Annotated in this window: 11 protein-coding genes; 5 read left to right on the forward strand and 6 right to left on the reverse strand. The window is 66.7% G+C overall.

All coding sequences use genetic code 11. The annotated features are described in order from the left end of the window. Positions 1 to 160 precede the first annotated feature (160 nt). Both FKQ52_RS02295 and FKQ52_RS02300 read left to right on the forward strand, forming a co-directional pair. Positions 161 to 898: a phosphatase PAP2 family protein gene (locus tag FKQ52_RS02295; protein WP_141625685.1), complete on the forward strand. Its 738-nt coding sequence runs from the start codon at positions 161 to 163 to the stop codon at positions 896 to 898. Between the two features lie 58 nt (positions 899 to 956). Then, on the forward strand, positions 957 to 2,522 hold the full coding sequence (locus FKQ52_RS02300) for a restriction endonuclease (protein WP_141625686.1): 1,566 nt from the start codon (positions 957 to 959) through the stop codon (positions 2,520 to 2,522). Here the strand turns inward: FKQ52_RS02300 and FKQ52_RS02305 are convergent. Then, positions 2,519 to 3,280: a metallophosphoesterase gene (locus FKQ52_RS02305; protein WP_141625687.1), complete on the reverse strand. Its 762-nt coding sequence runs from the start codon at positions 3,278 to 3,280 to the stop codon at positions 2,519 to 2,521. The genes FKQ52_RS02300 and FKQ52_RS02305 overlap by 4 nt on opposite strands. A 57-nt stretch (positions 3,281 to 3,337) precedes the next feature. Further along, complete coding sequence (locus tag FKQ52_RS02310) at positions 3,338 to 4,117, reverse strand: nucleotidyltransferase family protein (protein ID WP_141625688.1); 780 nt, start codon at positions 4,115 to 4,117, stop codon at positions 3,338 to 3,340. A 182-nt stretch (positions 4,118 to 4,299) separates the two neighbouring features. On the opposite strand from FKQ52_RS02310, the gene FKQ52_RS02315 reads away from it, so the two are divergent. Both FKQ52_RS02315 and FKQ52_RS02320 read left to right on the forward strand, forming a co-directional pair. Further along, positions 4,300 to 6,447, forward strand: a complete 2,148-nt coding sequence (locus tag FKQ52_RS02315; RefSeq protein ID WP_168196767.1) for a response regulator — start codon at positions 4,300 to 4,302, stop codon at positions 6,445 to 6,447. Between the two features lie 212 nt (positions 6,448 to 6,659). Then, positions 6,660 to 7,709, forward strand: a complete 1,050-nt coding sequence (locus FKQ52_RS02320) for a ribonucleotide-diphosphate reductase subunit beta (protein WP_141625690.1) — start codon at positions 6,660 to 6,662, stop codon at positions 7,707 to 7,709. A gap of 16 nt (positions 7,710 to 7,725) precedes the next feature. Here FKQ52_RS02320 and FKQ52_RS02325 read toward each other — a convergent pair whose 3' ends face one another. Continuing rightward, entirely contained in the window at positions 7,726 to 8,487 is a 762-nt protein-coding gene (locus FKQ52_RS02325; protein WP_168196768.1) for an energy transducer TonB, read from the reverse strand. Positions 8,488 to 8,644: 157 nt separating this feature from the next. Here FKQ52_RS02325 and FKQ52_RS02330 point away from each other — a divergent pair, with 157 nt between their 5' ends. Next, the gene (locus FKQ52_RS02330; RefSeq protein ID WP_141625692.1) at positions 8,645 to 9,685 is read left to right on the forward strand and encodes an oxidoreductase; all 1,041 of its coding nucleotides are present in this window, start codon (positions 8,645 to 8,647) and stop codon (positions 9,683 to 9,685) included. Here FKQ52_RS02330 and FKQ52_RS02335 read toward each other — a convergent pair. Genes FKQ52_RS02335 through FKQ52_RS02345 form a run of 3 tightly spaced genes read right to left on the reverse strand, consistent with a single transcriptional unit; the run spans position 9,682 to position 12,603 of the window. Beyond that, complete coding sequence (locus tag FKQ52_RS02335; protein ID WP_168196769.1) at positions 9,682 to 10,515, reverse strand: TonB family protein; 834 nt, start codon at positions 10,513 to 10,515, stop codon at positions 9,682 to 9,684. The two genes, FKQ52_RS02330 and FKQ52_RS02335, sit on opposite strands and share 4 nt — an antisense overlap. 4 nt (positions 10,516 to 10,519) lie before the next feature. Beyond that, positions 10,520 to 12,097 (reverse strand): carboxylesterase/lipase family protein, encoded by a 1,578-nt coding sequence (locus FKQ52_RS02340; RefSeq protein ID WP_205750828.1) that lies wholly within the window; start codon positions 12,095 to 12,097, stop codon positions 10,520 to 10,522. A gap of 26 nt (positions 12,098 to 12,123) precedes the next feature. Further along, positions 12,124 to 12,603: a hypothetical protein gene (locus FKQ52_RS02345; RefSeq protein ID WP_141625694.1), complete on the reverse strand. Its 480-nt coding sequence runs from the start codon at positions 12,601 to 12,603 to the stop codon at positions 12,124 to 12,126. Positions 12,604 to 12,650 lie beyond the last annotated feature (47 nt).

A 12,650-nucleotide genomic window follows, 5' to 3' on the forward strand; every position in this document is an offset into this window, starting at 1 on the left:
CAACCGTCAACGGGCTTGACGATCACTTTCTGGGCGAATCGCGTTCAAGACGGGGGATGAGCCTGTGGACAGGCCGTAACGCGGGCATGACACGGTTGCGCCTTATTTGATCACGAACGCGTGAGGGGAACGTCTCACAGACGTGACCGTTAGCTTGGCCATGACCGGGGAACAGCAAGTCGTATTCTGGCGCCGCGCACTGCGCATCGCCCGAACCGAAATCGCCGCGCTGAGCGCGCTGCTGGTCATCGCCCTGGGGGTGATGGCCTTCGTGGAATTGGCTGACGACATGACCGAGGCGGACGGCCAGATGTTCGACCTGCAGGTCCTGCACTGGCTGCAGCCCGTGGCCGGAGAGCCGCGCGGGCCGTGGTGGCTGCACGAGGCGGCGGCGGACCTGACATCGCTGGGCGGGATTTCGGTCCTGACCCTGTTCGCGGTGATCGCCTTCAGCTTCCTGCTGATCCAGAGGAAGCGTTTGTCCGCCCTGCTGTTGGTGGTCGGCCTGCTGGGCGGCGTCTGTCTGAGCGAAGGCCTGAAGGCCCTGTTCGAGCGCGAGCGTCCGCCGTTGGCCTATCAGGCGGTCGAGACCCTGAACGCCAGCTTCCCCTCGGGCCACGCCCTGCTGTCGACGGTCTTCTATCTGACGGTGGGGGTCATGCTGACCCGCGCCTTCCCGCAAAAGCGGTTCAAGGCCTTCATTCTGGGGTGTGCGATCACCATTGCGATGCTGATCGGCCTGACCCGCGTCTATCTGGGCGCACACTGGGCCTCGGACGTCATCGCCGGCTGGTGCGCGGGCGCCGCCTGGGCCATGGCCCTGTGGCTGGTCGCCTACGCCGTCGAACGCCGCCAGAGCGCGGCGCACGCGCGGCTGCAGGACGAAGAGGCGGGGTAGAAATACTGGCTCGCCCAGAAGCTGTGTGCGAAGCTCCCCAAATACTCGGGGGAGTTAAATGGCAAGAAGCTTCACAGCGGCATTGATGAGGGCAGGACGGGCCGCCGAACGGGCCCATCGGGCGAATGTCCGGGCCCATGCTGCACATGGCCGGGCGATGGAAAGGCAAGCGCGGGCCGACGCCAAGGAGGCTCGGAAAGCCTACCTTGAAGATCGAGCGTATGAGGCCGAAGACCTCAACGAGGATCTTGATGCGCTGAACGACGAGTTGAACGGGTTGCTCCGTGATGGCCTTCAAAGTTGTCCGGCCATCGATATTTCCCGTCTTAAGAGGACATTCCAGCTATCCGAGTTGCCGCCGGCGCTTAGAGCGCTGCAGAGGCCGGACCCTGAACGCTTCACGCCCAAGGCGCTTACTTGGATCGACAAGCTGGTTCCGGGTGCAACGAAGCGGTTCGAGCTCGATGTAGCTAAGGGGCAGCGCCAGCTCGCAGTCGCCTTGGCCGAATACGAAAGCCTAGTTTCAAAGCGAAGCAACGCCGTCGAAGCGCTTCAGGCATCTGTGGAGCAGCACAATTCTGAGATCGACGCGTTTCAAGAGGGAGTCGATAGCGGGGATATCGACGCGATTACGGCTTACTTCGACCTCGTCCTTGCTAACTCAACCTATCCAGACTCTTTCCCCGTGTCTCACCGGGTCGGGTACATTCCAGAATCCAAGCAACTGATTGTGGACTTCCAGCTGCCGACGATGCTGGAGGCTATCCCCTCCGTTGAGCGCTACACCTTCGTCCGATCAACGGACCAAATCCGGGAGAAGGCAAGGAGCGAGCGTTCAAGGAAAGAGCAATACCTCACAGTCATTTCCCAGATCGCGCTGAGGACCGTTCACGAAGTGCTAGTCGCTTTGGAACCGTCTCCTTTGGACATCGTGGCATTCAATGGGTTTGTGGTCGCTATCGATCCCGCCACGGGCCGGGAAGTCCGTCCCTATGTTATTTCTCTGCGAACAACTCGCGAGGCTTTCACGGGGGTTGAGTTGCGCGCGGTTGATCCGGTGGCGTGTTTGAAAAGGCTGAACGCGACCGTGTCACGCAGTCCCGCGGAGCTTCTCGCGATTAAGCCTGTTGTGGATATCAACATGGCCGATCCTCGGTTTGTTGAAGAGCAAGATGTGCTGTCCGCATTGGATACCCGCCCGAACTTGATGGAGCTAACGCCGGGCGAGTTTGAATCCCTGATCACGAATCTCTTTCAGAGTATGGGTTTGGAAACAAAGCTGACCCAAGCGTCGCGAGACGGCGGTGTTGATTGCGTGGCCTTTGATCCTCGCCCCGTACTTGGCGGTAAGGTCGTTGTGCAGGCCAAACGTTACAAGAACACGGTTGGTGTCAGCGCGGTCAGAGACCTTTTCGGAACAATGCACAATGAGGGCGCCTCGAAGGGGATTCTCGTCACCACAAGCGGTTACGGTAAGGCAGCTTTCACCTTTGCGGATGGAAAGCCGATCGAACTCCTGTCGGGAAGCAACCTGCTCTATCTCCTAAAGGAGCACGCAGGTGTTGATGCCAAGATCGAGGCGCCCGCTGATTGGAAGGACCCGGTCGTGGACGTGTCGTCTTAGACTTCGAACACCCTATACGGCTGGTCGCCCAAGGTCCGCAGCACGGGCAGGGCCACGTTGTAGACCGGCACGCCCTTGTTCGTCCGGCCTTCGGGGGCCCCGCGGTGGGCGTGACCGTGTACGACCAGGCTGACGTTGTCATAGCGGTCGATGGTCTCGCCGAGGCGCGATGAGCCGAGGAAGGCGTGGATCTCCGGCGGCTCGCCCACCACGGTGTCGACCACCGGCGAGTAGTGCAGCAGCACGACCGACCGCTCGGTCCGCAGCATGCGGATGGAGTTCTCAATCTGGTTGGCGTCCTCGACCGCCTCCTGCACGAAGGTCTTGATGGTCGCTTCGCCGAACGAACTGAGCATGTAGCGGCCGAAGCCGCCGACGAAGCCCTTGCCGCCCGCGAAGCCGACGCCATCGATCTCGTAGGCTTGCCCGGTCAGCATCTGGACGCCTGCATCGCACAGCATCTTCGTCACGTGCTCGGGCTGGCCGCACTCATGCTCGTGATTACCCAGCACCCCGACCATGGGGATCTTGCAGGATCGGAGGTCCTCCAGAAGAATCTCGACCTCGCGCGTCTTGCCGAAATTCACGAGGTCGCCGCACAGGCACAGGACGTCCGCGTCGTCGCTGACCCGTTCGAACAGTTCGCGGTACGGCCGGTCGTGGTTTTCGCCGACGTGCAGATCGCCGACGGCGGCCACGCGCAGTTTCTTCTTCGGACCGGCGTCGAGGCCGGGCTGCGGGGTTTGCGGGTCGTTCATGCCACGCCCCCGCGCTCAAGCAGCGAGCGACCGCGTCGCGAGCGATAGCGCCCTTCTTCAATGTATGGGGTCATGACGCTCCTCCAGCCCCTTGCCCACCACGTCGCCGAAGCCCCATTCGCTGATGTCGGCGATATAGTCACGGGGGCTGAACAGGCGGCCGCGGCAGACCTTGACGCGCGGGGCGGGCAGATCGACCTGGGCGCGCAGGCGCTCGTTCAGCTCGACGATCAGCCAGCCGGGCACCCGGTCCCGCTCCGTGGGGTAGGCGAAGCGGAAGTTCAGCAGATGGGCGAACAGGACTTCCCAATAGAGGTCCATCTGGTCGAGCAGGCCCTTCCAGTTGATGGCGTCCGACTGCTTGAGAATGACGTGGTTCACATCCGCGCCGTCATAGCGGTAGCGGTCCTGGATGAAGACCTTGGACAGGATCAGGGCGGTCGGCGGGGTGATGCCGACTTCGTGGCCATAGACCTGGATCGTGTCGCCGCCGAACCAGCTGTCGTTCACGGCGATGGTGCCGTTCGACATGGCGAAGATCACGTCGAAGAAATGCTTCTCGTCCTTCCAGACCTTGGCGATCCAGCGTTCGTCCTCGACGTCGGTGCGGTAACCGCGCGCCTGGAAGAAGGAGAGAATGCGGGGGTAGTCGCCGGGCTTGCAGAAGACGTCCAGATCCTTGGTCGGACGACTGATGCCCGTATAGGCGGTCACGGCGTAGGTGCCCGACAGCAGGAAGGGAATGCCGCTTTCCTTCAGCAGCCGCAGGGATTCCTCATAGAAGGCGAGGGCGTCCTCCGGCGGATGGAAGCTCGGTGCGGCGATCAGGTCTGACATGGCGTTCCTCCGCGGCGCGGCAGGAAGGCGGCGCGGGTCAAAAAACGGTCGTCCCTCACTCACGGTTCCGTACAGGAGCCGACACCCGCGTTAGGTGAAATTCCTCATTCGACCTCAAGCAAGTTTGTTTACGGATCGAACCGTAACGGTAGTGCGACGGGATGGAGACGGGAGGCCTCCAGTTGCAGGGACGTTGGCGTCTGTTCAGGCATGAAGCGGGTCGGGTCGCCGGTCCGGCGCCCTGGGCCTATGTCCTGCTCTTCGCCGCCTCCCAGACCATCGGCCACTGGAGCACCGCCAATTTCGGCGCGGTCACGGTCTGGCTCTCGAACGGCATCATGGTGGCGGCCCTGCTGCAACTGCACCGCCGTCCGGCGATGCTGGTGATCACCGCCTGTTTCGCCATCAACCTGTTCTCCAATGTCCTGCGGGGCGACCCGGGCGTGCTGCTGTGGGTCAATGCGCTGATGAACATGGCGCTGGCCTGGCTGGTGGCCATCCAGACCCGCCGGTTCTGCGGAGCCGCGCTGGACATGCGCCGTCCGCGCCGCCTGATGCGCTTCGCCCTTATCGCCGTTGTCTCGGTCGCCGTCGTCGCCGCGGCGGGAGTCACCGTGCTGTGGGGGATGCGTCATCCGCCGCTGTCGCTGCTGTTCTTCACCTTCCGGTCGCTGGCCGGCGTCGAGCTGATGGGCCTGTTGCTGGTCACGCCGGTGCTGCTGCTTTTCGCCCGGGCGCACCGGTTCAGGGCCGTCGCCCCTCCCTCGCGGTTCGAAGCCGTCGCCCTGATGGGCGGGATGATGGTGGTGACCTTCGCCGTCTTCCTTCAGGACCAGGCGCCGCTGCAGTTCCTGACCTTCCTGCCGATGCTGGCGATCACCCTGCGCCTGTCGCCGACCCTGGCCGGGAGCGCCCTGCTGATCCAGGCCGCGATCAGCGGCGTGGCGACCCTGACCGGGAACGGGCCCGTCAGTCTTTATCAGCCCGTGCCGGTCGAGGGCCTTGAGGCTGTTCCGACCATCGTGCGGCAATTGGGCATCTACCACGTCTATATGCTGGCGATGGTCGCGACCGTTCTGCCGCTGTCGACGGTGATGAGCGAGCGGCGTCGGCTGGAAGCGCGGCTGCGCGCCCGCACCCTGGCCGCGCAGGAGGCCCGCCGCCGGGCCGAGGACGCCTCGGCCGCCCGCTCGCGCTTCCTGGCGGTGATGAGCCACGAGATGCGCACGCCGCTGAACGGGGTCGCCGGTTTCGCCGACCTGCTGTCCACCCGCGCCGACCTGCATCCCGATGCGCGGGGGCAGGTGGATCAGATCCGCGAGGCCGGGGCCGGCCTGCTGATGCTGGTCGAGGACATTCTGGACTTTGCCCATGGCGACGACGCCCTGTCGCCCGAGGCGCTTGATCTGGCCGCCGTGGCGCGGGAGGCGACGACCCCCAGCCGCGCCGCCGCCGATGCGCGGGGCCTGTCGCTGACGGTGGAGGACCACCTGCCGCCGGGCGCCCGCTTCGCCTGTGACCGCCGCGTCTTGCGCCAGACCCTGCATCCCCTGATCGCCAATGCGGTGAAATTCACCGAGACGGGCGACGTGACCGTGCGGCTGGATCATCATTCCGGCGGCGTGGTCATCCGCGTCACCGACACCGGCATCGGCATTCCCGACGCCGCCATGCCCGCCCTGTTCGAGGCGTTCGAACAGGTCGACGCCACCATCGGACGCCGTCACTCCGGCACGGGTCTGGGACTGGCGCTGGTGGCCCGCCATGTCGCCCGTATGGGCGGCCGGATCGAGGTCGAGAGCGAAGTGGGCGCCGGCTCGACCTTCATCCTGCATCTGCCGCTGGCGCGTCTGGAGGATGCCGCGCCGGCCGCTGTCGTGGACTTCCCCGAGCCCGTCCCGGCCGCGGCCGATGCGCCGGGGGATGAGCGCGCGCCCCGCATTCTGGTCGTGGACGATCATCCGGTGAACCGCGAGGTCGCCCGCATCATGCTGCAGGCCTGTGGCTGCGAGGTCGTGGAAGCCTGCGACGGCGTCGAGGCGGTCGAGGCCGTCCAGGCGAACATCTTCGATCTGGTGCTCATGGATGTGCGGATGCCGCGCATGGACGGGCTGGAGGCCACGCGTCGTATCCGGACCCTGCCGCAGGGCTGCGGACTGGCCGTCGTCGCCATGACCGCGGACGCCATGCCCGAGGATGTGGTCCGCTGTCTCGCCTCGGGCATGAACGCCCACATGGCCAAGCCGGTCAGTCAGGCGGGCCTGTTCGACGCCGTCAGTCGCGCCCTGTCCGGCGACCTGCCGGAAGCCCGGGTCGGCCGCGCGGCCTGATCGAGCGCTCCATGCTCAAGTCCTTGGCGGGCCGGCGCAAGTCCGCCCCGAACCATCCCCCGCTTCGTCCCCAGACGCGTATGGTTAAGCTACTACATCTAGGGGTCCTGAAAAAAGTGATCGCTAAATAGCCGCATTTCGGCTTGGCACCGGGGCCGCTCGCCCGCATGGTGAAAATCCATTTTCACGGATTCGCCGTCAGAGCTCCCACGATGAACGCGCACGTCTCGCCCACAGGTCTGATCACGCCCGGCCTGCTGACCCCGTCGGCCGCCTACAAGCCGTTCCGCTATCCGTGGGCGTTCGACATGTGGAAGAAGCAGCAGCAGGTCCACTGGATGCCCGAAGAGGTGCCGCTGGGCGAGGACGTCAAGGACTGGGCCGCCAATCTGGAGGACAGCGAGCGCAACCTGTTGACCCAGATCTTCCGCTTCTTCACCCAGGCGGACATCGAGGTCCAGGACAACTACATGGAACGCTACGGTCGGGTGTTCAAACCGACCGAGGTCAAGATGATGCTGGCGTCGTTCGCCAACATGGAGACCATCCACATCGCGGCCTACGCCCTGCTGCTCGAGACCATCGGCATGCCCGAGGCCGAGTTCGGCGCCTTCATGGAATATGAGGCCCTGCGCGACAAGCACGACTACATGGGCCAGTTCGGGGTGGATTCGGACGCCGACATCTGCCGGACGCTGGCCATGTTCGGCGGCTTCGCCGAGGGGCTTCAGCTGTTCGCCTCGTTCGCGATGCTGATGAACTTCCCGCGTCAGAACAAGATGAAGGGCATGGGCCAGATCGTGTCCTGGTCGGTGCGGGACGAGAGCCTGCATTGCGAGGGCATCATCAAGCTGTACCACGCCTTCAACAAGGAGACCGGCGCGGTCACCAAGTCGGTCGCGGACGACATCGTCGAGTGCTGCCGCACCGTCGTGAACATGGAAGACAAGTTCATCGACCTGGCCTTCGAGATGGGGCCGGTGAAGGGCATGACGCCGGACGACATCAAGAAATACATCCGCTTCATCGCCGACTGGCGCCTGCGCCAGCTGCAGCTGCCGGAACTGTACGGCGGTTCGAACGAGAACCCGCTGCCGTGGCTGCAGTCCCTGCTGTCGGGCGTCGAGCACGCCAACTTCTTTGAAGCCCGCGCCACCGAATACTCCAAGGCCGCGACCAAGGGTTCGTGGCACGGCGCCGACGGCGTCTGGGGCTCGTTCGACGCCCTGATGAAGAAGCGCACGGAAGACGCGGGGGCCTGAGCCCCCGCCTACTGACTTATTCGGCCGCCGTGGCCGGTAACTCGGTGCTGCACGAATAGGCGGCGCAGTAGGCGTTGCGCATATGCGCGGCCAGACGCTCGTTCGCGGCGAAGAACTCGGGGCTGGTCGCCTCGATCTGCCAGATCGTGGGCAGCATGATGTAGGCGTCCGGGCGCGACAGGCGGGCGCGATCGTCCGGCTGGATGGTCTGTACGACGGCCAGAGGCATGGTCGCCCGGCGTTGCGCGCCTTCCGCCTCGAAGGCGCGAGTGACCATCCCGCTGACGACGTTCATCCGATCCACCTCGACCGTACGGGCGGCGCGATAGGCGGCGGACTCCCCTTCGGCCGCGCCGATGTAGGACAGCTGACGGCGCAGGGACGCCACGTCGGCGTCGCGCACCGGTTCACCGGCGTAGGGCTGGGGCGCGGCGGGCGGGTCGAAGCTGATCACGAAGGTGATGGGGGCCGGCGCCGGGCGACCGTCATAGGTCTGGGGCGTGACCGTGTATTTCGCCAGCAGGCGCGACACGCTCTTTTCGAAATTCAGACCTTCCGGCGCGACCGCCACCTGACGGCACCGCTGAAGCGTGCCGGAGATGGTGTATTCACAGCGCATCTTCACCTTGCCGGGGATGCGCGCCATCCGGGCGAAGACGGGATAGGCCTCGTTGATGTCCGACACCGAGGGACGGGCGGCGAATTTGGCCGGGACCACTTCGGGACCCTTTTCGCACGATGCGAGCGTCAGGGTTCCGACGACGGCCGCCGCGGCCATCGCAAGTCTTCGATTCAACATGGCTTTCCCCCTGATACGCCCCGATCCCTCCAGACCGGATGACGTGTGACTTATCGCGTGTGTAGCGCGTGAATGGCAACGTCTTCGTGTCGCAGAAAGTGACCCCATTCCGGCGTCCGACGCGTTAGAACGGGGCATGAGCGCTCGTCCTGTCTCAAATGTCGCCGTCGTCGGCTTCGGCTACGCCGGCCGGACCTTTCATGCGCCGCTGATCGCCGCCTGCGGGGACCTGCGGCTGCACACCATCGTCACCAGCAAGCCGGACGAGGCGCGCGCGCTCTGGCTGGACGCCCGGGCTGAGGCGGACTTCGAGGCGGTGCTGGCCGATCCGGAGATTGATCTGGTCGTGCTGGCCACGCCCAACGACCTGCACGCCCCACAGGCCCGCGCCGCGCTGGAGGCGGGCAAGGCGGTGGTGATCGACAAGCCCTTCGCCCTGTCGCTGGAGGAGGCGCGGGGCGTGGCCGATCTGGCGCGCGACCGGGGGCTGCTCCTGTCGATCTTCCATAACCGCCGCTGGGACGCGGACTTCCTGGGCCTGCAACAGCAGATCGCCTCGGGGGCGCTGGGCGACATCCGCACCTTCGAAAGCCATTTCGACCGCTTCCGGCCCAAGGTCCGCGATCGCTGGCGGGAACGCGACGGACCGGGCGGCGGCATCTGGAACGATCTGGGGCCGCACCTGATCGATCAGGCTCTGGTCCTGTTCGGCATGCCGTCGGGCGTCACCTGCGAACTGGCGGTGCTGCGCGAGGGTGGTCAGGCGACCGACTGGGCCCATGCGGTTCTGCGCTACGCCGACAAGCGGGTGATCCTGCACGCTGACATGACCACCCCCGCCCCGGACATTCGCTTCGCCGTGCATGGCGCGACTGCCAGCTGGCTGAAGGGCGGTCTTGATGTGCAGGAAGACCAGCTGAAGGCGGGCGAGCGCGCCGGCGGTCCCGGCTGGGCCGTTGATCCGCGTCCGGCCACGGTGGTCGATGGGGAGACGGGGGCTCGAACCGAGGTCGCCTGCCCACCCGGTGACTATCCGGCCTATTACGCCGCCGTCGCGGCGGCGCTGGCCGGGCGCGGAGACAACCCCGTGCCGCCGGAACAGGCGCTGGCGGTCATGGCGGTGCTGGAAGCCGGACTCGAGAGCGACCGGCTAAGGGCCGAGGTGGCGGTGGGTTAGTTGCGCAGGCCGCCGCGAACGGCGTCCCGTGGCGGCGGGCCGATGGCCGGGCATTCGTATCGCGCGCAATAGAGGGTCTTCAGCCGCAGGGACTGTTCGGCGTCCAGAGCCATGGCCCGGTCTCCGGCCCGTGTCATCGTCTCTTCGGACGGCGGCGGCCCTGACGGAGGCAGGCCATTCGCGAATGCGGTCAGTTGGGACGGGTTGAGCAGGCGCGCCATGCCGAGCGCGGCGGCGGCCTTCTGCCGGTCGGCGAATTCCGCATCAACCTGACGAACGATGGCGCGGACCGCGTCCTCACGGTCGGTGTCGACGTCGAGGTGTCGCAGCTCTTCCTCGAAGTCCGCGGCCATGTCCGGCTCAAGCTGCGCCACCACGGCGGCGGCGTTGCGGATGTGCTCGGCCGCGGGCTCCGCGCCGGTCCATGGCAGGATCGGTTTGGGCTCTGGCGGCAGGAAGCGGATATTGAACTGAACCCGGGCGCCGACCTCGGCGCCGTTCACCGTGCGGGGACTGATCCGGAACTCCGGGATCAGGGACAGGGCCGCCCGGTCAAATCCCACGCCGGCGGGAGCGGCCCGAAGGACCGTGCATCCGGTCAGGTTTCCATCGGATCGGGCCAGACAGCTCAGGGTCACGATCCCGGGCAGACCGGCCATGCTCGCAAAGGCCGGGTGCGCCTCGGCCATGGTTTCGGCGTCGGGGATGGAGGCCCAGCTGGGGTTGGTGATCATCGCCGGGCGTTGCGGGGCGTTCTGGGCCGAGGCGGCCCCGGCCAGCAAGAGCGCGCAAACGGTCAGAGCCGCCGTCCGGCTATGCGTCATCGTCATCCCCTCAGCTTCCCGGCTGGATATACGGGATTCGACCAAAGAAGCGACGCTCATCCCCGCGCGGATCGTTCTCCATCCGGGAGGCGCGGTCCAGCACCATGGTTTCGCGATGAGCCAGCGAATAGGGCGTCCAGCGCGGCAGGCCGGGATGGTTCGGGTCGCCTGTGCGGGCGAAGGCCAGCAGGGCGTCGGTCATCCGGTCCGACATGGCCTGTCCGTCAAGGCCGGCGGCGCCCGACCCTTCGGCCTCGACATTGTCCAGCATCAGGGGGATGTCGGAGGTGTGGTAGGCGCCCGTTCGCCCGTTGGTCCTGAGGCTGGGGAAGTCCAGCTGGTAGACCCAGGCGGGCGAACCCTGCGCCGCGCGCATCTCCGCCTCGATCACCGCCGCCCGCCAGGACCGGGCCGCGGTGGTGGCGCGGATCAGGACCTGATCGGGGGTCAGTTCCGGATGCTCGGCGCGATACCAAGCGACTACCTCGTCCGGGGCGATGTCGATGCGCATCTGCGACGGGGTCAGTTTCGCGGGCAGGGTCTCCCACGTCAGACCGGCATTGGCCGGATCGTCGCCGAGGAAGGCCAGCGTCTCCTCACGGCAGTTGCCGATCATCATCGGGATGTGGGCCGATTGCGCCGGGGCGTCGGGGAAGAAGGGGTGGCGCGTCAGGCTGCGCCCATCCAGAACCGGCCCGAAATACAGAGAGCCGCCCAGGATGGGATCGGTCGCGCCGGCGGCCTCCAGCAGGCGGGCGACGGGCAGGGCGCGGACCTCGTCGGCGCGTTCCGCCGTCAGGCCAAGCGCCTCCAGCCAGACCTGTCCGCGCCGCGTGGCGTTCAACGGGCCGGAGGCGGTGACCTGCTGGCCGCTCATCGTCACGGCGCGGTGGAACAGGCCCGCGGCGGCGGGCATGGCCATCAGGGTGGCGATCTTGGCCCCGCCGCCCGACTGGCCGACGACGGTGACGCAGGCGGGGTCGCCGCCGAAGGCGGTGATGTTGTCCCGCACCCACTCCAGCGCCAGCACCAGATCAAGCTGACCGAGATTGCCGCTGTCCTCGAAGCCCGGCGCGATCCTGGCCAGTGGCGCATAGCCCAACGGCCCCAGCCGGTGGTTCACGGTGACGACGACCGCATCCCCTCGCGCCGCCAACCGCGCGCCATGGGTCAGGGGGCTGGAGCCCGAGCCGGTCGAATAGGCGCCGCCGTGGATGTAGACGATCACCGGACGGCGGGCCTGATCCAGCGCCGGCGTCCAGAGGTTCAGGCGCAGGCAATCCTCGGACTGGTTGGGCTCACGACCCCGCTGGGGCGAGGCGGGACCGAAGCGGGTGAAGTCAGGCCGACCGGTCCACGGCGCGGGCGGCCCGGGCCGCTCGAACCGGCGCGCCCGGCCATAGGGAACGCCCTTCGCCGACAGCACCCTCCCGTCCGGGGTGGTGCGGACTGATCCGTACCGGGTTTCGGCGACGACGCGCTGTCTGTCCCGCCCGAACGCCGGAGCGGCGCCCAGGGGCGTCGTCAGGGTCAGGGCCGCGCTCGCGGCCAGCCCCAGTCCTCGACGGGTCAGTCGGTGATCGTCCAATGCGTCCCCCGGCGCTTGAACCCGCCTCAGCGCGGCGAGGGCGGGGTGCAGCGGCGGCTGGCCACACAGGCGGCGACCTCGGCCTCATGGGCGGCGCGATCACGCTCGTACTGCTCCCGCGCGGCGTTGGCGGCGGCCACGTCGGACTCCCACTGAACGCGGGCGGTGTTGGCCCGCGAGGACTCTTCCTGCCAGCGCTGGTTCTCGGTGTTGAAGCGCGCCTGATCGGCGGCCTCTGTCGCCTCGGCCTCGGCGTTCCGGGCCGCGATGCCTTCGTTCAGCTTGGCGGTGGCCGAAACCTCGGCCGGGTCCTGCGCGGACTCCGGGGCTGAGTGATAGGTTTCACCCCGCTGGCGCAGCCATTCGTCGGAACCCGGCGTGGGCGCGGCCTGCTGCAGGGAGGCGGAGGGCGCCGTGGGCGTGGCGGTCGGCTTTGCCGTCTGGGCCAGGGCGGGCGTGGCGGCCAGCGTCAGGGCGGCGAGACAGCACAGGGTCATTCGGGTCATGTCGGGTCTCCTGAACAGAAGCGTCATTGACAAGCTGGACCGTTTCG

This window comes from Brevundimonas sp. M20 (genome assembly GCF_006547065.1).
Lineage (GTDB): Bacteria > Pseudomonadota > Alphaproteobacteria > Caulobacterales > Caulobacteraceae > Brevundimonas.